This is a genomic window from Helicobacter valdiviensis (assembly GCF_003245365.1).
Lineage (GTDB): Bacteria > Campylobacterota > Campylobacteria > Campylobacterales > Helicobacteraceae > Helicobacter_D > Helicobacter_D valdiviensis.
Map to the genome: position 1 here is coordinate 1 of NZ_NBIU01000012.1, position 20,978 is coordinate 20,978.

General features: G+C 30.7%; 23 protein-coding genes and 1 pseudogene. 9 read left to right on the plus strand and 15 right to left on the minus strand.

Going from position 1 to position 20,978, the window contains the following annotated elements; translation table 11 throughout:
• Positions 1 to 406: 406 nt before the first annotated feature.
• Complete coding sequence (locus B6S12_RS05275; protein WP_111229763.1) at positions 407 to 1,396, minus strand: c-type cytochrome; 990 nt, start codon at positions 1,394 to 1,396, stop codon at positions 407 to 409.
• A 263-nt stretch (positions 1,397 to 1,659) separates the two neighbouring features.
• On the opposite strand from B6S12_RS05275, the gene B6S12_RS05280 reads away from it, so the two are divergent.
• Positions 1,660 to 2,751 carry an NAD(P)-dependent alcohol dehydrogenase gene (locus B6S12_RS05280; protein WP_111229764.1) on the plus strand — a complete coding sequence of 364 codons (1,092 nt, stop codon included), beginning with the start codon at positions 1,660 to 1,662 and terminating at the stop codon, positions 2,749 to 2,751.
• 134 nt (positions 2,752 to 2,885) lie between these two features.
• Here the strand turns inward: B6S12_RS05280 and B6S12_RS11065 are convergent, their stop codons facing one another.
• Positions 2,886 to 4,454, minus strand: coding sequence for a hypothetical protein (locus B6S12_RS11065; RefSeq protein ID WP_181450966.1), 1,569 nt, complete (start codon positions 4,452 to 4,454; stop codon positions 2,886 to 2,888).
• 181 nt (positions 4,455 to 4,635) lie between these two features.
• On the opposite strand from B6S12_RS11065, the gene B6S12_RS05295 reads away from it, so the two are divergent.
• The 6 genes from B6S12_RS05295 to B6S12_RS05320 are packed head-to-tail and all read left to right on the plus strand — an operon-like array spanning position 4,636 to position 10,054.
• Positions 4,636 to 4,887 (plus strand): YfhL family 4Fe-4S dicluster ferredoxin, encoded by a 252-nt coding sequence (locus tag B6S12_RS05295; RefSeq protein WP_111229765.1) that lies wholly within the window; start codon positions 4,636 to 4,638, stop codon positions 4,885 to 4,887.
• A 6-nt stretch (positions 4,888 to 4,893) separates the two neighbouring features.
• The gene (locus B6S12_RS05300) at positions 4,894 to 6,342 is read left to right on the plus strand and encodes a Ppx/GppA phosphatase family protein (RefSeq protein WP_111229766.1); all 1,449 of its coding nucleotides are present in this window, start codon (positions 4,894 to 4,896) and stop codon (positions 6,340 to 6,342) included.
• Positions 6,336 to 7,322, plus strand: coding sequence for a lipopolysaccharide heptosyltransferase I (gene waaC / locus B6S12_RS05305; RefSeq protein ID WP_111229767.1), 987 nt, complete (start codon positions 6,336 to 6,338; stop codon positions 7,320 to 7,322). The genes B6S12_RS05300 and waaC overlap by 7 nt, the downstream gene beginning before the upstream one ends.
• Positions 7,319 to 8,236 carry a lipid A biosynthesis lauroyl acyltransferase gene (locus B6S12_RS05310; protein ID WP_245892541.1) on the plus strand — a complete coding sequence of 306 codons (918 nt, stop codon included), beginning with the start codon at positions 7,319 to 7,321 and terminating at the stop codon, positions 8,234 to 8,236. Before waaC ends, B6S12_RS05310 begins: the two co-directional genes overlap by 4 nt.
• Positions 8,229 to 8,990, plus strand: coding sequence for a glycosyltransferase family 2 protein (locus B6S12_RS05315; RefSeq protein ID WP_111229768.1), 762 nt, complete (start codon positions 8,229 to 8,231; stop codon positions 8,988 to 8,990). Before B6S12_RS05310 ends, B6S12_RS05315 begins: the two co-directional genes overlap by 8 nt.
• Positions 8,987 to 10,054, plus strand: coding sequence for a glycosyltransferase family 9 protein (locus B6S12_RS05320; protein WP_111229769.1), 1,068 nt, complete (start codon positions 8,987 to 8,989; stop codon positions 10,052 to 10,054). Before B6S12_RS05315 ends, B6S12_RS05320 begins: the two co-directional genes overlap by 4 nt.
• Before the next feature lie 12 nt (positions 10,055 to 10,066).
• On the opposite strand, the gene B6S12_RS05325 is transcribed toward B6S12_RS05320, so the two are convergent.
• The 10 genes and pseudogenes from B6S12_RS05325 to B6S12_RS05370 form a co-directional block, all read right to left on the minus strand.
• The gene (locus B6S12_RS05325) at positions 10,067 to 10,693 is read right to left on the minus strand and encodes a superoxide dismutase (RefSeq protein WP_111229770.1); all 627 of its coding nucleotides are present in this window, start codon (positions 10,691 to 10,693) and stop codon (positions 10,067 to 10,069) included.
• Between the two features lie 96 nt (positions 10,694 to 10,789).
• Positions 10,790 to 11,977 (minus strand): hypothetical protein, encoded by a 1,188-nt coding sequence (locus tag B6S12_RS05330; RefSeq protein ID WP_111229771.1) that lies wholly within the window; start codon positions 11,975 to 11,977, stop codon positions 10,790 to 10,792.
• A gap of 41 nt (positions 11,978 to 12,018) precedes the next feature.
• The gene (locus B6S12_RS05335) at positions 12,019 to 13,020 is read right to left on the minus strand and encodes a hypothetical protein (protein WP_111229772.1); all 1,002 of its coding nucleotides are present in this window, start codon (positions 13,018 to 13,020) and stop codon (positions 12,019 to 12,021) included.
• Positions 13,021 to 13,160: 140 nt separating this feature from the next.
• A pseudogene (locus B6S12_RS05340) lies at positions 13,161 to 13,330 on the minus strand (NADPH quinone reductase MdaB); the annotation flags it as partial.
• Positions 13,326 to 14,465, minus strand: a complete 1,140-nt coding sequence (locus B6S12_RS05345) for a hypothetical protein (RefSeq protein WP_111229773.1) — start codon at positions 14,463 to 14,465, stop codon at positions 13,326 to 13,328. The pseudogene B6S12_RS05340 and the gene B6S12_RS05345, both read right to left, overlap by 5 nt.
• An 83-nt stretch (positions 14,466 to 14,548) precedes the next feature.
• Complete coding sequence (locus B6S12_RS05350; RefSeq protein ID WP_111229774.1) at positions 14,549 to 15,133, minus strand: NAD(P)H-dependent oxidoreductase; 585 nt, start codon at positions 15,131 to 15,133, stop codon at positions 14,549 to 14,551.
• A gap of 9 nt (positions 15,134 to 15,142) precedes the next feature.
• The gene (gene aac(6') / locus B6S12_RS05355) at positions 15,143 to 15,577 is read right to left on the minus strand and encodes an aminoglycoside 6'-N-acetyltransferase (RefSeq protein ID WP_111229775.1); all 435 of its coding nucleotides are present in this window, start codon (positions 15,575 to 15,577) and stop codon (positions 15,143 to 15,145) included.
• The gene (locus B6S12_RS05360) at positions 15,577 to 16,209 is read right to left on the minus strand and encodes a CatA-like O-acetyltransferase (RefSeq protein WP_111229776.1); all 633 of its coding nucleotides are present in this window, start codon (positions 16,207 to 16,209) and stop codon (positions 15,577 to 15,579) included. Before B6S12_RS05360 ends, aac(6') begins: the two co-directional genes overlap by 1 nt.
• 17 nt (positions 16,210 to 16,226) lie before the next feature.
• Positions 16,227 to 16,682 carry a GNAT family N-acetyltransferase gene (locus B6S12_RS05365; protein WP_111229777.1) on the minus strand — a complete coding sequence of 152 codons (456 nt, stop codon included), beginning with the start codon at positions 16,680 to 16,682 and terminating at the stop codon, positions 16,227 to 16,229.
• Positions 16,683 to 16,748: 66 nt separating this feature from the next.
• Positions 16,749 to 17,591, minus strand: a complete 843-nt coding sequence (locus B6S12_RS05370; RefSeq protein WP_111229778.1) for an aldo/keto reductase — start codon at positions 17,589 to 17,591, stop codon at positions 16,749 to 16,751.
• Between the two features lie 332 nt (positions 17,592 to 17,923).
• Between B6S12_RS05370 and rrpA the strand changes: the two genes are divergently transcribed.
• Complete coding sequence (gene rrpA, locus B6S12_RS05375; protein WP_111229779.1) at positions 17,924 to 18,262, plus strand: MarR family transcription factor RrpA; 339 nt, start codon at positions 17,924 to 17,926, stop codon at positions 18,260 to 18,262.
• Here rrpA and B6S12_RS05380 read toward each other — a convergent pair.
• Positions 18,239 to 18,997, minus strand: coding sequence for a methyltransferase domain-containing protein (locus tag B6S12_RS05380; protein WP_111229780.1), 759 nt, complete (start codon positions 18,995 to 18,997; stop codon positions 18,239 to 18,241). The genes rrpA and B6S12_RS05380 overlap by 24 nt on opposite strands.
• A 129-nt stretch (positions 18,998 to 19,126) precedes the next feature.
• Positions 19,127 to 19,531: a MerR family transcriptional regulator gene (locus B6S12_RS05385; RefSeq protein ID WP_111229781.1), complete on the minus strand. Its 405-nt coding sequence runs from the start codon at positions 19,529 to 19,531 to the stop codon at positions 19,127 to 19,129.
• A gap of 68 nt (positions 19,532 to 19,599) precedes the next feature.
• Between B6S12_RS05385 and B6S12_RS05390 the strand changes: the two genes are divergently transcribed.
• Entirely contained in the window at positions 19,600 to 20,499 is a 900-nt protein-coding gene (locus B6S12_RS05390) for an aminoglycoside 6-adenylyltransferase (protein WP_111229782.1), read from the plus strand.
• Positions 20,500 to 20,619: 120 nt separating this feature from the next.
• Here B6S12_RS05390 and B6S12_RS05395 read toward each other — a convergent pair whose 3' ends face one another.
• The gene (locus tag B6S12_RS05395; protein WP_111229783.1) at positions 20,620 to 20,976 is read right to left on the minus strand and encodes a diacylglycerol kinase; all 357 of its coding nucleotides are present in this window, start codon (positions 20,974 to 20,976) and stop codon (positions 20,620 to 20,622) included.
• Positions 20,977 to 20,978 lie beyond the last annotated feature (2 nt).

The window sequence follows — 20,978 nt, forward strand, 5'->3', positions numbered from 1 at the left end:
ATATCTAACAAATACCTAATAAATATAAAGCAGACTATTAAGCAATGTAAAGCAAAATTACTTGCTTTGGTTTTTGTTCTTTGATAAAATTCTAAATTTCACCTATTTAAAATTTTAGCAGTGATAAATAAGGCTTTTTATTATTTATAGCTCTGCAAAGAAATAAATAAAATCTCTATTATATGCATATAAATTAGCATTTTTATAGATTGTTCTAACCCCAATACTTTACAATAGTAAAAACTACAATAAGCAAGTATAGAAGTGCAATTTATCCTCTTTTATTACTACAAGCAATCAAACAAGTGTTCCAGCAAAATAATTTAAGGAAGATATTAAAAATTAAGGAGAATTAAAAACTAAGAAGCCAAAAGGCTTCCTAATTGCTTTAATATACCAATTGTTATTATTTTTTTAGCATAGGTTCATAAGGCCCAAATCTGTGCTGTGTAGTAGAAAAATTATCATCATAAGGTCCTACATCCATATCAAGAGGTTTTACTTTTCTATCTGGGAAATCTGCCTCACGATTAGCTTTAATTGGGCGTGGCTTAGAATTCATATAAGCTGCCACATCATAGGCTTCCTCTAAACTTAAAGTCGCATCTCCTTGAGGCATATTTGCTTTAATATACGAAGCTGCTTTAATAAGACGATACATTCCTGCACCTGTATTATAGCTATCTTCTCCCCAAAGTGGTGGGAACGCATAATAATCCATTCCTGGAACTCCATTCTTCACTCCTTGTCCATCTGCTTGATGGCAAGCTACACATTTATCATTATAAATCGCCTCACCTTTTTTAGGATCTGCTGCCCTATTTAGATAATCAATTTTTTGCAAACTTTCTCCCTTAGTGCTAGCACCTGTTGGCACACCTTGTGAGAGCCATTGCATATAAGTTACCATTGCTTTCATCTCTAGTGCATTATCTGGCATTCTTTTACCATTCATAGAGCGTTCAAAACAGCCATTAATCCTATCTTGCAAAGTAATAATTTTATCAGCCCTACCATTATATTGTGGAAATCTCGCCCAAATTCCTACAAAACCTGCTTGGTTTGGAACACTACCTGCTTTTGCATGACAGCTAGAACAGGAAAGATTGTTGCCTGCAAACTGCTTCTTCTTATCTTTTGCCTGTGGTCCTACATACCAAGTTGTTTGATTTAGAATTTTATTGCCTAAAATAACCATTTCTGAATATTTAGAATTTTTTGGCATTTTAGTTTCATCAATCGTTCCATCCGCATTTAAAGCCTCTGGAGTTTTCCATTCTACTGCTTCTAGCTTAATTCCAGTTTCTTTTTTATCTTTCTCTAGTTGTTCATCAAGCGCATAAATACAACTTGTAGCAAGCAATAAACCCGCTAATACTATTGAAAACTTTTTCATAATTAATCCTTTTTAACTTATTTATGTTTAAGTCTATTCCTTTTATCTTAAAAAGTCAAGTCTATTATTAGTAAATGAACGATAAATGAAAATAAATAGGTAATTTGCCATATAAATAGAGTAAAAAATACACAAAAATACTTTAATTTTTATTTTTAAAGAAAAATTTGGAAACATTTTTTTACTTAAATTACTTTTTTGCTCTTGACTAATAGCAACTCTAATGTTGTATAATTTCTAAAACTAAACTACAAGGAGTAAATATGCTTTTAGATTCCAATTTAGATGAAGCAAAGAGTGGCAAAAGAATAAGTGCCAAAGGCTATGCAGTAGCACATAAAAGCGATAGCTTCAAACCTTTTTCTTTTTCTCGCCATCCACTAGGAGAAAATGATATTTTAATTGAAATTTTATATGCAGGAATCTGCCACAGCGATATTCATTCTGCAAGAAGTGAATGGAAAGAAGGGATTTATCCTATGGTACCTGGACATGAAATAGCTGGAAAAGTAGTTGCAGTGGGTGCAAAGGTGAGTAAATTTAAAGTAGGTGATTATGCGGGTGTTGGTTGTATGGTAAATTCTTGTGGAGAGTGCGAAGCTTGCAGGGCTTCAAATGAGCAATTTTGTGAAAATGGCAAGACAATCTTTACTTATGATTGCCATGATTGTTTTCATGATAATGAACCAACCTTTGGCGGATATTCTAATAATATTGTAGTGAGTGAAAAATTTGCTATTAATGTGCCACAAAATGCACCACTTGATAAGGTTGCACCTTTACTTTGTGCTGGGATTACAACTTATTCTCCATTAAAATTTAGCGGTGTAAAAAAGGGTGATAAAGTTGCGGTAGCTGGATTTGGTGGGCTTGGTGTAATGGCTGTAAAATATGCTTTGCAAATGGGCGCTGAAGTTTATGTTTTTGCAAGGAATAAAAACAAAGAATCTGAAGCTAAAAAACTTGGTGTAACAAAGCTTTATGACAGCACACAAAATGTAAATGAAAGATTTGATTTAATCATTTCAACTATTCCTACAAAATACGATCCAATGGAATATGTAAATTTGCTAAAAAATGGTGGTGAAATGGCAATAGTTGGGCTTCCACCAGTTGGTGAAGCTGTGCCAACAGATCTTACACGCCTTGTATTTGCCGCAAATAAAAAGGTGTATGGTTCGCTTATTGGTGGGATTAAAGAAACTCAAGAAATGATGGATTTTTCACTAAAGCATGAAATTTATCCAGAAACTGAAATTATAAGCATAGATAAAATCAATGAAGCTTATGAAAATCTCACAAGTGGCAAAGCAAAATTTCGCTATGTGATTGATATGAAGAGTTTAGAAAAATAACCTTAAAAATTAAATACCAAAGTAAAAAACTTTGGTATTTAACTCATCTATTTTTCTACTTAATTTTCCCAAATAAAAAGTATCTATAAAAATTATAACAACTTCATATTTTTACAATATTTCAATATAGAAAATCATTTCTCCTTATGCTCCCTATATAACCTACGCACTTCTTTTAGGAAGCCAATGTATGCAAATATTCGCCCCCCCCCCCGCACATTATTTGCTTTTATGAGTGCTGCTCCTAGTTTGTAAGTTAAGCTATTTTGTATCATTAAAGCATTTTTATAATCCACATAAGCTTCTAAAGGTTTCTTCTTTAATTCTCCTATTTGCTCTCTTTTGTGTTTTTTAACAATATAAGGAGCTATAAAAACTAGTCTTATCATTTTCCATCCTAAATTATATCGGATTGCCTCACCAAGTTTATAAGAGAGATGATTGCAAACTCTAGCAGTCGCTAAATCAACATTATTTGCAATACTTTTAGCAGTTAAACCCATTTTTTCACAATACTCTTCTATAATCTCTTGATATAACTTGATAGGCGGGATTAGATGATTAAAGTTATAATCTTTTTCAATTTCTATATTCTCATTGGCTAATTTTTCAAAATCTATTTCCCCATTGTGATAATTTCCATTAGGTGAAGCAAGAAAAAACGAAATAAGATCACAAAATTCTAATTTTTTAGAATCAGAATACCAGCTCATAGCCGCATTAAATCTCTCATTACACGGTTTATCAACATTTAAAGCCACATAGCTTTCTTTATCCACCACAAAATCCCTTTGTATTTCCACTACATTTACAAACAGATTATTTTCTTTAACAATACTTTCTTCTTTATTGCAAATTTCAAGGCTTGAATAGTTTCTAAATACATTTTTACAAGTATCACCCCATTCTTTCTTCCAATTGCTTTTGGTGTTCCAAGTATGCAAAGCAATTAAATGAAAATTTTCAAATAGATTAGGAATTTTTAGCTTTACATCTTTATGGACTCTATATACCTTCTCTTGATACATAGAATTTTGAACTTCTATTTTTTCTAATGCACCTTTGATGATTTCTAATTGATTAGCATTACAAAAACTAAATTTAGGATTATCATTAATGAATTCTAGACTTTTAGTCTCTTTAAAATCTCTAATAGCTTTTATAAGATTTTTTCCAAATTCACACATAATCCTAGCTTGCTGATGAGTGGAGTCAATTCTGTTTCCAAATTCTTCAATATTATGCTCTTTATAATATTCTTGCATATCAACGCAATTAATTCCATATTGTTTGCAAAGCATTTTGTGGATATTGTTAATAATTTTATAATTTCCTATTTGCATTGGCAAAAGAATAGAAACCACCTTTTTTTTCAAAAAATAAAGCTCTTTATAAAACCAATTTAAATTTCTATAAATAAGCTCTAAAGGTAATTTTTCATGTTCTGAAGCATTATTAGCAATCTCATTAATATTTGACTCGGTTATAATTAATTCTGTATTTTTAAATACTTCTTGATTTTTCTCTCTCTTTAACTCATAAAGATTTTGAATAGCAGTGCAACTTCCCACTGCAAAATTATAAACCTCCAATCTCTCTTGCGAAGAATTTCTATTATAATTCTCCACCCCTTCTTTTACGCCTTTTTGCAATCCATCTACCATCACAGAATTACTTCCACCAAGCAAAACAATATTCCTCAAACTAAAAACTCCTAAAGCTAAATTTCAAAATTATTCTACAAAATATTTCCTTGCACTTTTTACACTCGTTTATTTTTGCACTCAAGAAACATTATAATTTTACACTTTTTAAGTTATTTTTTATATTCTTTTAGCTAAAAACTCTTTTTATTTTCTTGAAATTAAATTTTAGGAGCTTACTATGTCTTTAATGATTCTTGAAGATTGCATTGCATGCGATGCCTGTTTAGAAGAGTGCCCAAACTCTGCAATTGAGGAAGGTGATCCTTTTTACATCATTGATCCTGAACTCTGCACAGAATGTTATGGCTTTTATGATGAGCCAGCTTGCGTTTCTGTGTGTCCTGTAGATGTTATTGTCCCTGATCCTGACAATGTAGAAACGCTAGAAGAGCTAAAATACAAGCACTCCCAAATCAATAAGGACAGCTAAGCATAAATGGCAAAAATCACTGCAGTTATTGATATTGGTTCCAATTCAGCCAGAATGGCTATTTTTGAAAAAACAAGCCATTTTGGCTTTCACCTCCTTTATGAAACCAAAAGCAAAGTAAGAATTTCTGAATCTAGCTACCAAAATCAAGGTTATTTGCAAGAAATCCCTATGCAAAGAGCCATCAATGCATTAAGTGATTTTTTATTTATTGCAAAGATACATAAAGCCAGAAAAATCCTTTGCGTTGCAACCTCTGCACTAAGAGATGCACCCAATAAAGCCTATTTTTTAGCACTTGCTAGAAAAATTGGCCTTAATATCAAAATCATTGATGGAGATAAAGAAGCCTATTATGGAGCCTTAGCAGCACTTAATCTATTACCCTATCAAGAAGGGATTACAATTGATATTGGTGGAGGTAGCACAGAATGCGCCCTCATACAAAACAATAAAATCATAGATAAAATTTCGCTCAATCTTGGCACTATTAGACTAAAAGAGCTCTTTTTTGATAAAAGCGATTATAAAGGCGCAAGAGAATTTGTGCTAGAACACTTAAGCAAACTTCCTAAGCATTTTAAGCACAAAAGAATTTTCGGCATTGGTGGAACTGCAAGAGCTTTAAGCAAATCCATTCAAAAGCAAATCAATTACCCCCTAGATACTCTCCATGCATTTGAATATAATTTTGATACCTATCAGGATTTTTTTAAAACTCTTTATACTTCCAATCAAAAAGATCTTTTAAAATACAATATTAAAGAAGATAGACTAGACTCCATTCAAGGGGGCGCTTTAATCTTCCATCTTGCTTTAGAAAATTTTGGTGCAGAATGCGTAGTTACAAGTGGTGTTGGAGTAAGAGAGGGAGTATTTTTGCACGATCTTTTAAGACACAATAATGGCATTTTCCCACCAAATTTTAATCCAAGCTTAAGAAGCATTAAAGACAGGTTTATCAACAATCCCCACAAATCAAAAACCACAAAAATACTCCTTTCAAGACTCATAAAAACCCTAAATTATGAATACCTAGAGCCCTTTTACAAACATATTCTTATCGCAGCAGAGCTTTGTGATATAGGAATTGCATTAAATTTTTATGAAAAAAACCACCATGGAAGTTATTTTGTCTTTAATACACTAAATTATGCACTCACTCATAAAGATAGGCTACTAATTGCCACACTTATTAAATTTAACAACAAAAAAATCCCGCAGAACTTAGAATTTAAAGAGCTTTTACCACCTTTTGAAACTCTAAATATCCTTAATTTTCTCTTGAGCCTAAGCGATATTTTAAGCTACCATAAAAATCCAAAAACTCTTGAGATTTCTTGCAAAGATTGTGGATTTGAAACTATCATTACCCTAAAAAATCCCACACACACTTTAGAAGAAAAACTCAAAAAACTCTCTATTCCAAATCTTTTCAAGCTTGATATATGCTAAAAATTGCTATTGTAAGATTAAGTGCTATGGGAGATATTATCCATAGTGCTAGCATTCTGCCTTTATTTTTAAAATGCCTTTATGAAATAGAACCCAACATTACTTTACATTGGTATGTAGATAGCATTTTTGCAGAAATCCTAGAAGATTCTCCACTAATACACAAAGTTATTCCCCTACCCCTAAAGCAAAGCATACAAACCAAAAACTTTAAACAACTCTTTGCAATCTACAAAACTCTAAAAAAAGAAAAATATGATTATGTGCTAGACTTGCAAGGCCTCTTAAAATCTGCAATCATTGGGAAAATTTTACCCTCTAAAAATTTTATCGGTTTTGATAGAAAAAGTATCAAAGAACCTCTAGCTTCTCTTTTTTATACAAAAAAAATCCACTCTCCCTATGAAGAACATATTTTATTACGCAATGCAAAACTTGCATTTTTAGCATTTGGCTTGCAATATCCTACTCTAGAGCAACTCTTGGCTTCTAAAAACTTTTTAGGCCATCAAAAACAAGACTTTTTTTCACAAACTCCTAAAAAAGTTCTTTTTGTTTTAGAAACCTCCAAACTCAATAAAACCTATCCGCTCAATTCCTTTTTAGAACTTGCTAAACTTTTTAACACTCTTAAAATTAAGCCCATCTTACTTTCACACAAGACCCCTCTTCCACAAAGCCAAAACTACTATTCCATCCATTCTTTAAACCTAAAAGAAGTAAAATCTCTACTTGCAAATATGGATTTAGTAATTGGAGGAGATACAGGCATTACACATCTAGCTTGGGCACTCTCTATCCCTTCCATTACGCTCTTTGGAGCAACTCCTAAAGCTAGATTTTCACTCCAAACCAAAATCAATCTAAGCCTAGAAGCCAATAAAAATGCAAACTACGACAAGAAAGACTTTAGTATACAAAACATTCAACCTATAGATATTTTTTCTTTAGCGCAATCTCTTTTAAAGGAAGTCTTATGAAATTTAAAAAAATGCTTCTTTTTACTTTCTTTAATAGCCTTGGATATTTCTTTTTATATATGCCCCATTTTATGCGTTTAGGATTGGCTAAAGGTATCGCTTTTATACTCTACAAACTTGACAAAAAGCGTAAAAACGATATTTTAGCAAATTTAGAATTCGCCTATTGTGGCAATTTACCCAAAAAACAAAAACAAGAAATCATCTTTACAAATTACCTAAATATTGTTTATAACGCTATTGGATTTTTTATGCTTGGCGTAAGCTCTAAAGAGCAAATTTTAAAATCCAGCACATTGCAAAATTCCCACTTTATACAAGAAGCACTAGATTCCAAAAAACCTATTATTTTTGTTACAGCACATTTTGGAAATTGGGAATATGCCACACCCATTTTTACTTGCCACTTCAATCTACCTATCACTGCAGTGGCCAGAATGACACCCTACCCACTTATTAATGAATATCTCTATAAAGTAAGAGAACGCTTCAACATTAAAATTCTAGATAAAAAAGGTGTAGCCCCCTCACTTATTAAAGCTTTGCGTAATCATGAAATCATTGGCATAGTAAGCGATCAAAATACTGCCAACAAAGATGGCGAACTTGTAAAATTTTTCAATAAAAATGTGCGTCATACTCCCATTGCCTCTATGCTTGCAAGAAAGTTTGATGGTATTATTTTACCTTGCTTTGTATCTTATTCTAGCAATTATTCTAAACATCTTTTTACTATCTATCCTCCCATTTTGCCAAAAAATGGTGAAGATTCAAGAGAAGAAATCCATAATCTCACACAGCTTCAAAGCGATGTTTTAGAAAAGGCAATTAGAGAAAACCCTAAAGATTGGCTATGGTTTCATAGAAAATTTAAAAACCAATATGAAGAAATTTATAGGAAAAAATATGAATAAAATTTCAGCTGTAATTCTTACTAAAAATTCCGCACGCCTCTTAAAAAAAGTCTTGGAGGCTTTGAAAGAACTTGATGAAGTTGTGATTTTAGATAATGGCTCAAAAGATGAAACCCTAACAATTGCCAAAAGTTTTAGTAATGTTAGCATTCATTTTCATGAATTTATAGGTTTTGGTGCCATGAAAGCCTTAGGAAGCAAACTTGCCAAAAATTCTTGGATTTTAACCATTGATAGTGATGAAATTGCTTCAAAAACACTTATTGATGAAATTTTAAACAAAGATTTATCGCCTACTTTTTGTTATTCTTATGATGTAAAAAATTATTTTCAAGATACTTACATTTATAGCTGTGGTTGGGGAAATGATCGCTGTATTGGACTTTATCACAAAGATTTTTATGAATTCAATCAAAACAAAGTCCATGAAGCCATTGTGCCTTTAAGCAACAAACCCCTTAAAGTTATTGATTTAAAAGGACATATTTCACACTATCCTTATGAAAATTTGGAAGCTTTTTTAGATAAAATGCAAAAATATTCTACACTTTTTGCAATGCAAAATTGTGGCAAAAAACAATCTAGCCTTAAAAAAGCCCTGCTCCATTCCTCTTGGTATTTTTTTAGGAATTTTTTCTTGCAAAAAGGATTTATGCAAGGCAAAATTGGCTTTATCATTAGTGCTTATAATGCACAAACTGCCTTTTGGAAATATTTAAAGCTTGATGCTCTTAATAAAAGCGAAAAACTATGAAAATTCTACTCATCAAACTCAATAAAATTGGCGATGTGCTTTTAACAAGCCCTATGTTTTTGAACCTTAAAAATCATTTTAAAAATTGCCAAATAGATATATTAGTAAATTACGGCACAGAAGGAATTTTAGACACAACGCATTTAAATAAAATCCACACTCTAAAACGCCATAAAAATCCATTATTGCGTTTAAAGAGTGAAATTTCCCTTCTTTATGCAATTCAAAAAGAAAAATATGATATTGTCTTTGGATTAATGGGCGGAGAAAGAACAGCTTTTTTAAGTTTTTGGAGTGGTGCTAAAGTTAAAGTAGGTTTCCCTCCCTCATCTTTTTGGGCTAAAAATATCTACACCCATAAACTCTCTTATAAATCCCAGCACAATATCCAATCCAACCTTGATGCTCTAAGGATTTTAGACATTAAAATTACCTCCATTGAAGTTCTACCCCCAAAGCTACAAAGCTCTAAAAAACTAGAAAACTTGCCTAAAAATTTTATCCATCTGCATTTTTTTAGCGATTGGAGCTATAAATGCCTAAATCCTAAATTCTATGCTAAATTACTTGATTTCATTATAGAAGCCTTTAAAATTCCCTGCATTTTAACTGCTTCTAACAATCCACAAGAAATTGCCAATATTCAAGAAATTAAAAAATTTATCAAAAATGAGATTATTATTTTTGAAGGAAATTTAAGCCTAAAAGAAGTGTCTTTACTTAATTCTAAAGCTCTTGCTTTTATTGGAGTGGATACAAGCATTATGCACTTAAGTGCTGCTAATAATACTCCTACTTTTGCCTTTTTTGGTCCTTCTTTTGCTGATTTTTGGGGGCCTTGGGATAACTCCTTGAAAAACTGCACTTATGAACACAAAGGAGGTTTGCAAAAAATGGGAAAACATCAAATTTATCAAGAAGAACTCTCTTGTGTCCCTTGTGGGCGTAGTGGCTGTGAAGATAGCTTAAAAAGTGACTGTTTGCTATCTAAATTCAATGAAGAAAAAGCATTAAAAGCAGTGAGCAATTTTTTAAAGCCTCTTATACAGAATTTAGAAGCATAATGCTTCTAAATCTCAAGAATGCAAAGAATTCATATAAAAATTAACAGAACCTAAGCCCTCTTTTTTAGCCCATTCTAAACTTTTTGAAACAAATTCCCAATTAATATGACTAAAGAATTTTTCTAAATAGCTTGGGCGTGCATTTCTAAAGCCAATATAATAAGCATGTTCCCACACATCTACTACCAAAATTGGAATAAGTCCGTTAGTTACAGGAGTTTGTGCATTACTTGTTTGCACGATTTCTAGCTTTTTAGTATTGGGATTATACACTACCCAACACCACCCAGAACCAAAAAGAGTAGTAGCAGAATTTAAAAAACTCTCTTTAAATTTCTCAAAGCTACCAAAAGTTTCATCAATCGCACCTTTTAGCTCTTCGCTCATTTGTGTAGCATTAGGACTTACACAATCCCAGTAAAAATCATGATTATAAACTTGTGCAGCATTATTAAAAATTCCACCTTGAGCCTTTGTTACAATCTCATACAAAGACGCATTTTCAAATTCTGTGCCCTTAATGAGATTGTTAAGGTTATTTACATAAGTTTGGTGATGCTTTCCATAATGAAACTCACAGGTTTCCTTGCTAATAAAATCTTTAATTTCATCAAATGGTAATTTTCTCAATGAATACATATTCTTCCTTTTAAATGAATATTTGCAAAATGCAAAACTATTCTACATTAAAACTTCTTTAGTTTTTTTTAATTGCTTTTTTACATTACAAAGTCTTCAAAAACTCATTTTGTCTTTTTTCATCATCAAAGCTCCAAGTATAAAAAATACGCAAAACATCAAAGACATATAATCCATAAAAGAATAAATTACATATTGAGCATCTACAAACATTACAACAATTAAAGACAAAATACAACCTGCTTCAATAAAAGAAGAAATTTTAAAAAACTCCACATTAGCTATTTTATTAAGCCTTACGGCAAACAAAAATAAAAAAATACTAGAAACAACATTAAAGATACCATCAATGATTCTATTTACACTAGAATCAACATAAAAATTGATAACATCAAATATCATAAATATCATCATGCCCAAAAGCGACACAATCATCCAAATTACAAAATAAAATGTTAAAAGCCAATTTTTAGTATTTTTACTTAGCAATATACAAGCCATAAGCCCCATAATTAGAGCCACATAACCAAAATATCCCACAAATTCAAATGTTGGAAATTTTTCAAATAAGTCCAATATCATAAATAATTCCACACATAAATAATAAAACCCCATTAATACAAAAAATATTTTTATAAGAGTTAAATTACCTCCATAATTTTGATATTTTTGAATATCTTTAACAAGACCACAAGAAAGCCTATTTAACCGCACAAAAGCAATAAGATAGTAAATGAGACTAAAAAGCATCAAAACAAGAACAACGCATAATAAAACAAGTGCGGTTGTTTCATTTTCTATCAAAATTACAAAAACTAAAAATAAAATTCCTACTATCACACACCAAAAAGCATAAACAAAGATTTTTTGAAAAGTTACTCTTGAAAGTTCATAATGCAAATTCTTGAGTGGTATAAAAATAGCACAAACAAAAGCACATAAGAATGTTATTCCACATATAGCAGGCTCCAAAGGTGACCTTTTGGGTTTTAAATCAGGTATAGCAGGCTCTAAATAAAATTCTATCTCACTAAATCCCCCAATACTCATCATAATTACAATAAAAATAATTGCAAAAAAATTAACAAATAAACCCTTCGCACTTGAATGCTTTGCAACCCCATAAATAGCGGCTAAAAAACTTACTACAGATGCTAAGCCTAAAAGCACACCAAAAATAAAACTCCATGCAATACCCACAAAAAAAGCCAACAAACAAAGCACTTCACTACCGATTCCTGCTATTTTTATGAACTCAATAGACTTTTGTGTGTTATCTTGCATTTTCCCTCCCTAGCAAAAATATTTATAAAGTCTCAAAAAATTCATTCTATCTTGTTTAAATTTTTAGCATTTAAAATACTAAAAATACTTTTTTTATCCAATGAAAAGGTATCATTTTTATCATTTTTAATCAAATAACTTTCTCCAATATTTGAAAGTATATGCAAGTCTTTTACAATCAAAGTTGCATTATTTTCTTTAAAAATAGGAATATGATATAAACCCAATAATTCTTTAACTTCAGTTTTATTATAAAGCATAAAACTTTGATTGTAATTGCCTATTTTACTTACTCTAACAATGTAAGGGTTTAGCATAATAACTGCCAAAATAAATGCAAATATAGTAGCGAATAATAAAGTATATTTTTTATGAATGATAAAAAACAACACAAAAGCAACTGCATAGTATAGAATATACGCAAATATTAAATTAAAAATATCTTGTATTTTAAAAAATAAAACAATAAAGCAAAACCCACAAAATAAAATATATAAATTTACAAAGAATAATACAACACTAGAGCCAAATTCTTTTATGAAAAATTTTTTTATACCAAATAAAAACAACGAAGCAACAACAAAAGGTAAAATAGAAGCCATAATATATATGAAAGATTTTAAATTTGGAAAGTTGTTAGCAATATCATCTAAAAAATAAATAATCAAAAAAACCCCAATACTAGATAATATCGCAGGCAAAAATATAAAACAAACACTACGCCAATTTTCAAGTTTAGAAATATTTTTCAAAATTTCTTTAAAAAAGAATAAAGGTGCGATATAAAAAATAATAAAAAATGGAACAAATACAATCCCAATCCAAGCTGTTAGAAAAATATTAGTAATAATCAAATCTTTACTAAAATCAGGTCTAAAATTAATAGTAAAAAGAAAATACTGGATTAAAATCCAAACTCCTAAAGCAAAACTTATAAAAATAATACCAGCACTTATCACTCCTAAATATTGCTTCAAAAATTCCATCATCAAAATAATTCGCCGTTTAAAGTCTTTAAAATTATTTATATTTTCTTTATCCATCTATTTATCTTTTTAAAAATTTTATGAAAGATGATTTTACAAGAAAATACTTTTTAAATCTTTAAACATCATTGATATCAATATAATTTTAAAAAATCTTATTTTTACCTCTTAAAGATTTTAAAACCCCCTAAACTTCCTTAATTTCCAAATACTTTTATAAATATTCTTTATAATCTTTGATATAATTTTGTGCTTGTGGATTTTTGATCACATCATTACAAATAAAAGTAGGCAAAACACTCATACCCAAAAACTGATTTGCCTTGTGTAAATGCAAATACACTCCATCCACGCTAACGCCTTCAAAAACTCATCTTGTCTTTTTTCATCATCAAAGCTCCAAGTATAAACAATACACCCACAAGTAAGTCTTTCAATGCGACCAATTGAAACATTGTAGGGGTTGAGAATGCAAAATTAATATCCCCTAGCACGATGGCTAATAATATTGTGATAAAAAATAAACCTGCATAAATATATCCAATCATCTTAAAAGGCTCTACTTGAGTAATTTTGCTAAGGTGTAGATAAAACAAGATTGCAACGACATTAAGTATCACAAAAAACCATTCAGCATATGATACATAATAAACTAAGGAGGTAAATGAAGGCAAATACAAAAGCACCCAATACAATACTAAAAGCCATTTTTTAGTATTTTTTGCCAATAAAACACAGGCTATAAGCCCAATAAATGCCACCATAATACTAAAAATCCCCATATAATATCTAAATACAGGCAAGACATTGCATACAAACAAGATCCCAACCAAAGCAAAAAGTATTTTTACAAAAGCTAAATTGCCTTTATAAGTTTGATACTTTTGACATTCTTTAGGCTCACAAGAAAGCTTTTTTATCCCACCCCAAGCAATGGTATAAAAAATCGCATTGATGAAAAGTAAAAATAATGCTACAAATTCTAATCTATAGATCATCTCATAATGAATTCTTACAAAGAATGAAAAAGCTATCAAAAGAAAAAATTCTATAGGATAACACCAAAAAGCATAGATAAAAGTTTTTTGAGAAGTTACTCTTGCAAGTTCATCATGCAGATTCTTAAAGGGGATAAAAATCACACAGGCAAACATGAATAAAAATATAATAGCATAAGGACTAAAATAGCTTAATTTATAAGCCATATAACGCACCATATCTAAATTAACCCTAAACTCCATACTAGAAGCTATAAAAATAATAAAAATCAAAACAATTATAAAAAAATTAACCAATAAACCCTTCGCACTTGAATGCTTTGTAACCCCATAAATAGCGGCTAAAAAACTTACTACAGATGCTAAGCCTAAAAACACACCAAAAATAAAACTCCATGCAATACCCACAAAAAAAGCCAACAAACAAAGCCCTATACTACTAAGTGCTACTATTTTTATGAAATTAATATGCTTTTGTGTGTTGCCTTGTATATCGACTTGCATTTTTCCTCCTTGTAAAAATATAGATTATAGCACCCTCCAAATTAATTTTAAAAATATTTTCCCAAAAGGCAATTAATCGCCTTTTAGATTTGAAACACTTTCAATAAATGTTCTTTATAATCTTTGATATATTTTTCCACCTGTGGATTTTTAATCACATCATTACAAATAAAAGTAGGCAAAGCACTCATACCCAAAAACTGATTTGCTTTGTGTAAATGCAAATACACTCCATCCACGCCCACACCTTCAAAAAACTGCGCCTTGTCCTCAAAGGCTTCAAGCGGTGCATTCCAAGTGAGAGAAAACATATATTTTTTATCTTTCACAAGCCCACCGCTGCCGTATTTTTTGTTTATATCATCTCTGCTTCTGCCATCATTTGCGTAAAGTCTTCCATGTCCTGCGGTGAAAACATCATCGATGTATTTTTTCACTATCCAAGGCTCACCCATCCACCAACCAGGCATTTGATAGATGATCGCATCAGAATTTAAGATTTTTGCGACTTCTTTTTCTATGTCATAGCCCTTGTCAATATGTGTTTCATCGATATTTAATCCCAAATTTAAAAGACTTTCTTTTGCCACTTCATGCAAGGTATCATTTAATTTCCCACCAGAATGCCCAAAACTTTTAGCTCCATTTAATAAAAGTATATTTTTCATCTTTTCTCCTTATATTTTTTTAACAAAACAAATAATCCTATTTGCCTCTTTAAAGCCTAAAGCTTTATGAAAACTAAGGCTTTTTTGATTTGTTATTTCACAATCACTTGCAAATTCCTTTACACCTTGCTCTTTAGCCCATTTTTCACAAGATTCTAGCAATTCTTTAGCAAAGCCGCGTTTGCGAAATTCTTCTTTTACGAAAATTCCTTCTAAATACCCTACAGGAGAGCTAGAAGAGCCCTCTACATAGTCATTTCTTAAATTCACATAAGCAAAGCCCACCGCATTTTCATTTATATATTTGAGAAAAATGGCAGATTTCTTAGACTCTAAAAGTTCTAAAAACTCTTGCTCCAATTCTTTTAAATGATGATTTGGCCAAAGTAAAAGCGCTAAATTTGCCACTATTTCAACATCTTTCTTTGTCGCTTTTATAATCATCAAACAACCTCTAAAGTATGAATATTGTCCTGCAAAGATTCTATAAACCTTGCCACATGATAGCCATCACAAATCGCGTGATTAACATTAATATTTAACAAAATCTTAGAATCTTGTATTTTTGATAGAGTAAAGATTGGTGCATAAAATTTGCTTCTATCAATTTGCAAATTAAAATCCTTAAAACTAATCCAAGGAAGAGATGATACAAAAAATACATTTGGTGCATTTGTCGCTTTTGCATGATAGCTTAGATTTTCTCCAAACTCCGCTTTATCTCTTTGCATATTCTCATTAAATTTATAAAAATTCGCATTATACTCACTCCAAAGAGAGCTAAAAGTTTCGCTGTGTTTATGAAAAATCGTATAGCTTGGGTGAGATATTTCATAATAGCCTAAAAGCCCATCTTTATAATCCATTCTAAATTCTGTCATTGCATTTACACTCTTAGTAATGCAGTAGAGTATCATATTAAAAAATGAATATCCTTTTTGCTTATGTGCTAAAAGGTTTTTAACTTCAAGTTCTACGCTTAGAGAAAAACCACAAGGATTAGCCTTAAAAAACAAAAAATGCTCTTTACGCTTATATTTTTCAAACTCAATTGGGATAAATTTATCAATTTTCATAACTCTTCCTTGTAGATTTACACATATCTCGCCAATATTGCATAATCGCTAAGTGCCTCAAATCCTGCGCTTTTATAGAATCTAAATGCAGGATATGAGCGTTCAGTGTTTAAAATCATCGCATTAATATCCATGCATTGTGCCTTCAACTGCTCTATAATAGATTCTAAAAACTGCTTGCCATAGCCTTGATTCTGCCACTCATGCGCGATAAAAAATTGCTCAATTGCATATTCTTTAGCGACATTATTTTCAAACGCATAGGGCTTGATATAGCCCACGCAAACGCCTATAATTTGACTATCTTTTATAAGCACAAATCCTAAAAATGTATTCATTTCTAAGAGCATTAAAAAGTATTCTTTAACCTTTTCAATGCTATTTTGCTCACACCACGGCTCTTTTGAAAACACATCGACATACAAAGACACGCACTCATCTACATATGCTTTATCAAATTTTTTGCATTGCATGTATAAACCTTAACTTCTAATAGCCTTGCACAACCTTATGCAAGCAGACTTCAGACAAAGCCCCATTTACTTTGCCAAATTCAGCAAAAATTCTGCGGTTTTAACATCGCGGTGATTGCAAATGATGAAAGGATTTTGCGAAATTGTAGCGATTTGCTCCATATCTTTAGGATCTAGCGCAAAATCAAACACAGAAATATTTTCTTGCATGCGCTCTTTGCTGAGTGTTTTTGGAATGACTGTGATTTCTCTTTGAATGAGCCATCTTAAAATCACTTGCGCTATGCTTTTATTGTGCTTTTTAGCGATATTTTTTAAAATTTCATTGTTAAAAATGTCATTTTTTCCTTCCGCAAAAGACGCCCAAGACTGCATAGTGACACCTAGATTTTTCATAGTCTCTTCAAAGTCAAAGCGTGGTAAAAATGGGTGGCATTCTACTTGGTTTAGTGCTGGTTTTACTTCGTTATTAAAGTAAAAATCTGTAAGTTTGTCAGGATAGAAGTTGCTAACACCAATAGACTTTACTAAGCCCTCTTTTTTAAGCTCACACATCACCTCCCACGCGCCATAACTATCATTAAAAGGCTGATGGATGAGGTATAAATCAATGTATTCAAGCCCTAGTTTTTTCAAAGACTCCATAAATGCTGCTTTTGCATTGTTGCGGCTAATATTATTGATCCAAAGCTTTGTGGTGATAAAAAGCTCATTTCTTGCTACTCCACTTGCCTTTATCGCTGCGCCTACGGCACTTTCGTTGCCATAGATTGCCGCAGTATCAATTAGCCTATAACCCACGCTTAAAGCGTCCTCTACACACTTTTGTGTCTCTTTTGGATCGATCTGGAACACGCCATAGCCTAAAATTGGCATTTTATTACCATCATTTAAAGCGATTGTTTGCATAAAAATTCCTTTATTATTGATTTTTGTGCTAGAATTTTAATGGATACAAGTTATAATGTCAATACGAAAAATAAAGTAAGATACTAACCAAAAGGAGAGTTAAAAGCTAAGTAGAAATGCTTTAAGCAAAAGCCTAAAGCTAGAGTTTAATCTCTATTTTTTTTATTTTTAGTAAGATAAAAAATAGCTCCGATTGCTCCACCTACAATAGCCGATAAAATAAGCATGGTAATAAAATCCATATTTTCTCCTTAAAAATTTATTATATAAAATTATAACAAAAAATACCAATAAAATAAATATATTACTTGAATATTCTATAAGGAAATACTATGCAAAATCAATGTAATTTTAATGAATGTAGTTTCAATCATACTTTAAATTTAATTTCAGGCAAGTATAAATTAAGCGTGCTTTATTGTCTTTATAAAGCAAATATTGTGCGTTATAATGAACTAAAAAGGATGCTTGAGCCTATTTCGTTTAAAACCTTGACAAATGTCTTGCGTGAATTAGAAAGTGATGATTTAATCATACGCAAAGAATATCCACAAATTCCACCAAAAGTAGAATACAGCCTTTCAAAAAAAGGACAAAGTTTTATCCCCATTTTAGAAGCAATGTGCAATTGGGGAGAAACCTATAAGCTAACTTCTGGCTACAAAAAATAATCTTGGCATAGGCAAAAGCACGCTATTGTCTTTTTGCGGTGGAAAAAAGGGGGCAAGTTGTTCTTTAAGTTCTTTTATAAAATTAGTCTGCAAACTTTCATCAAGCTTCTCTAAATAAGGACGAAGTCCAGAGCCTTTATACCACTCAATCACCTCATCTAAGCTCTCTAAAATATGATAATAAGTGCTTTGCCAAATCTGTATTTCTTTAAAATAATTTTGCAAAATATCATAATATTTATAAGCATTTAAAGCATAAAATACTCTAGAATTTAAGCCATATTTTTGTGCAAGTTTTGCTAATTCTTGATGAAAAATTGAACTTTCACCCAAAGGAAGCTGGGCTGCAAAAACACCATTCTCGTTTAAAAGTTCTGCAATTTCTTTAAAAAGTTTATTTTGATTTTCTATCCAATGAATACTTGCATTAGCAAATACAAGATCAAATTTTTCTTGAAGCTCTAAAAGCTCACAATTTACATCGCATTGAAAAAAATTACAATTTTTAAGATTTTTACTTTTTGCTTTTTTAAGCATATTTAAAGAATTATCAATGCCTAAAATTTGAGCATTTTTAAAAGAATCTTGCAAAATCTGCGTGCTATTTGCAGGACCACAACCCAAATCTAAAATAGTGCAAATTTCATTTTGATTTTTAATTTTATCTATCAAATCAAATACTGCTAGATTGCGTTCTTTTTCAAATTTCAAATATTGTGTCGCATCCCACTGCATTTTTTTCCTTTTTGTTTATTTTAAATTTCAATTACAATCTTAAAAAATTAAAAATTTACTTCTTATTATACTTTATTAAACTTATCTTTCCATCTTAGTATGAATTGATACTTGTATATTTTCAAATTTCTATCCCTTATAGTCTTTACTTTGTGGATTTAAAAGATCCACTCCACTTTCTATCATTTTGTCATATATATCTAGCTTATATTTTAATTTTTCTTGTGCTTTTTTTAAGTTTTCAATATCCTTTTGCACCTTTTTATACTGTTGCTCTAATAATTCTTTACGCCTAGGAGCTGTTTTAATTCCTTCTAAAAAGAGATAAATATATTCTTTAATATCCTCTAAACTCATCCCCACAGAACGCAAACAAGCCACCCATTCTACCCAACCAATATCTTTTTTACTAAAATATTTTACTCCATTTTTATCTCTGCTTACAAAAGGAAAAAGTTCTTTTTTGGCCCAAAATCTTATTGTATGAGAAGAAATTCCCGTTTGCCTTTCAACTTCAATAATTGTATATGTCATGACTGCTTCCTTATTAAATTTTTGTTAAAATAATAACAAATTCTTACTTTGTAAAAAAGGGAAATTTAATGCAAAATCAAGATGAAATTCTAAAAATTCTTAAAAATTTAGCACTTTGTGATGAAAATATACGCCTTGTTACACTTGAGGGTTCAAGGGTTAATAAAAAAGCAAAGAAAGATAAATATCAAGACTATGATATTTCATTTTTTGTGCCACTTGATAAAATGAAAGATTTTTTAGGACTTAATGAAAAGCAAAATTTCCACGAATGCAAAAATTTACCAAAATGTATTTTAAAGCTTGAAAATTCCTCATACTTTAAAAAAATTTTAATGCTTCAAATGCCTGAATGTATGGAATTTTATCCACCTGATTTGCCACAAAATTGGATAAGTTTTTTAGTGCTTTTTGAAAGTGGAGTGAGACTTGATTTAGCCATTATTCCTTTAGAAGATTTGAAAAATTACTATGAATTTGAGCCTTTAAGCAAGGTGCTTTTAGATAAAAATGGGCTTTTTACGCATGAAATTTCAAATTCTGCTTTTAGCATAGCAAAGCTTAGCAGTCAAAGCTTTGATGATGTTTGCAATGAGTTTTATTTTCTTTATAGTTGCTTAGAAAAAGCCCTTTTAAGAAAGCAGTTTATAATGTCGAATCATTTGCTAAATTCTTTGAGAAAAGCACTTTTTGATTTGCTTAGTTTTAAAATTGGCTTAAATTTTGGCTTTGAAATCTGGTTAGGAAAAGAATATACCAATATTTTAGAATTTTTAGAAGAAAAAGAAGCAAAAATCATCTTAAAATCTTTTAACACAACCACCCTTAAACAAATCAAAAAAGCAAGAAAAAAGCTTGAAATTTTATTTCACAAAATTGCTAAATTTGTAGCAAAAAAGAGTGATTTTAAGCTTTTTCCTTACCGAAAAAATGTAAAAAAATATTGCAAAATATTAAGAAGATTATAAAAGACAATTACTTTTACTCATATTGTCTTTTAATATCTGTATTTCTTACAATTCCCATTAAGTCTTTAGGGATTTTTCGTATTCTCTTCTTAATAAGGCTATCCACCAAAAAACTTACCACTACAAAAATAAATCCATCAATACATAACTCCAAATTATTACAGCCCACACAACGCTTAACAATACAGCACCTGAAGCACAATCTTTTGCAATCTTGGCTAGTGGATGAATCTCTTGAGTAATTAAATCTATACTAGCTTCTATAGCACTATTCACACACTCCATTATCAAAATCAACATTAAAGAAAAATCTATCAATATCCTCAAAAAAACATCTATTTCCAAAAATAAAGAAAATACTAAAAGTGGCACAATACAAACCACTTCTATTCTAAAAGCCATTTCTCTTTGCCACATAGATTTTAAACCACTTAATGCATAGCTTGCATTGCTAAAAAGACGATATTTTGGCTTCATAA

Bases quoted from the DNA above. Each gene is read 5' to 3' on its own strand.
- B6S12_RS05275 (WP_111229763.1), bottom strand. From the start codon at position 1,396: ATGAAAAAGTTTTCAATAGTATTAGCGGGTTTATTGCTTGCTACAAGT.
- B6S12_RS05280 (WP_111229764.1), top strand. From the start codon at position 1,660: ATGCTTTTAGATTCCAATTTAGATGAAGCAAAGAGTGGCAAAAGAATA.
- B6S12_RS05295 (WP_111229765.1), top strand. From the start codon at position 4,636: ATGTCTTTAATGATTCTTGAAGATTGCATTGCATGCGATGCCTGTTTA.
- B6S12_RS05300 (WP_111229766.1), top strand. From the start codon at position 4,894: ATGGCAAAAATCACTGCAGTTATTGATATTGGTTCCAATTCAGCCAGA.
- waaC (WP_111229767.1), top strand. From the start codon at position 6,336: ATGCTAAAAATTGCTATTGTAAGATTAAGTGCTATGGGAGATATTATC.
- B6S12_RS05310 (WP_245892541.1), top strand. From the start codon at position 7,319: ATGAAATTTAAAAAAATGCTTCTTTTTACTTTCTTTAATAGCCTTGGA.
- B6S12_RS05315 (WP_111229768.1), top strand. From the start codon at position 8,229: ATGAATAAAATTTCAGCTGTAATTCTTACTAAAAATTCCGCACGCCTC.
- B6S12_RS05320 (WP_111229769.1), top strand. From the start codon at position 8,987: ATGAAAATTCTACTCATCAAACTCAATAAAATTGGCGATGTGCTTTTA.
- B6S12_RS05325 (WP_111229770.1), bottom strand. From the start codon at position 10,693: ATGTATTCATTGAGAAAATTACCATTTGATGAAATTAAAGATTTTATT.
- B6S12_RS05330 (WP_111229771.1), bottom strand. From the start codon at position 11,977: ATGCAAGATAACACACAAAAGTCTATTGAGTTCATAAAAATAGCAGGA.
- B6S12_RS05335 (WP_111229772.1), bottom strand. From the start codon at position 13,020: ATGGATAAAGAAAATATAAATAATTTTAAAGACTTTAAACGGCGAATT.
- B6S12_RS05345 (WP_111229773.1), bottom strand. From the start codon at position 14,465: ATGCAAGTCGATATACAAGGCAACACACAAAAGCATATTAATTTCATA.
- B6S12_RS05350 (WP_111229774.1), bottom strand. From the start codon at position 15,133: ATGAAAAATATACTTTTATTAAATGGAGCTAAAAGTTTTGGGCATTCT.
- B6S12_RS05360 (WP_111229776.1), bottom strand. From the start codon at position 16,209: ATGAAAATTGATAAATTTATCCCAATTGAGTTTGAAAAATATAAGCGT.
- B6S12_RS05365 (WP_111229777.1), bottom strand. From the start codon at position 16,682: ATGCAATGCAAAAAATTTGATAAAGCATATGTAGATGAGTGCGTGTCT.
- B6S12_RS05370 (WP_111229778.1), bottom strand. From the start codon at position 17,591: ATGCAAACAATCGCTTTAAATGATGGTAATAAAATGCCAATTTTAGGC.
- rrpA (WP_111229779.1), top strand. From the start codon at position 17,924: ATGCAAAATCAATGTAATTTTAATGAATGTAGTTTCAATCATACTTTA.
- B6S12_RS05380 (WP_111229780.1), bottom strand. From the start codon at position 18,997: ATGCAGTGGGATGCGACACAATATTTGAAATTTGAAAAAGAACGCAAT.
- B6S12_RS05385 (WP_111229781.1), bottom strand. From the start codon at position 19,531: ATGACATATACAATTATTGAAGTTGAAAGGCAAACGGGAATTTCTTCT.
- B6S12_RS05390 (WP_111229782.1), top strand. From the start codon at position 19,600: ATGCAAAATCAAGATGAAATTCTAAAAATTCTTAAAAATTTAGCACTT.
- B6S12_RS05395 (WP_111229783.1), bottom strand. From the start codon at position 20,976: ATGAAGCCAAAATATCGTCTTTTTAGCAATGCAAGCTATGCATTAAGT.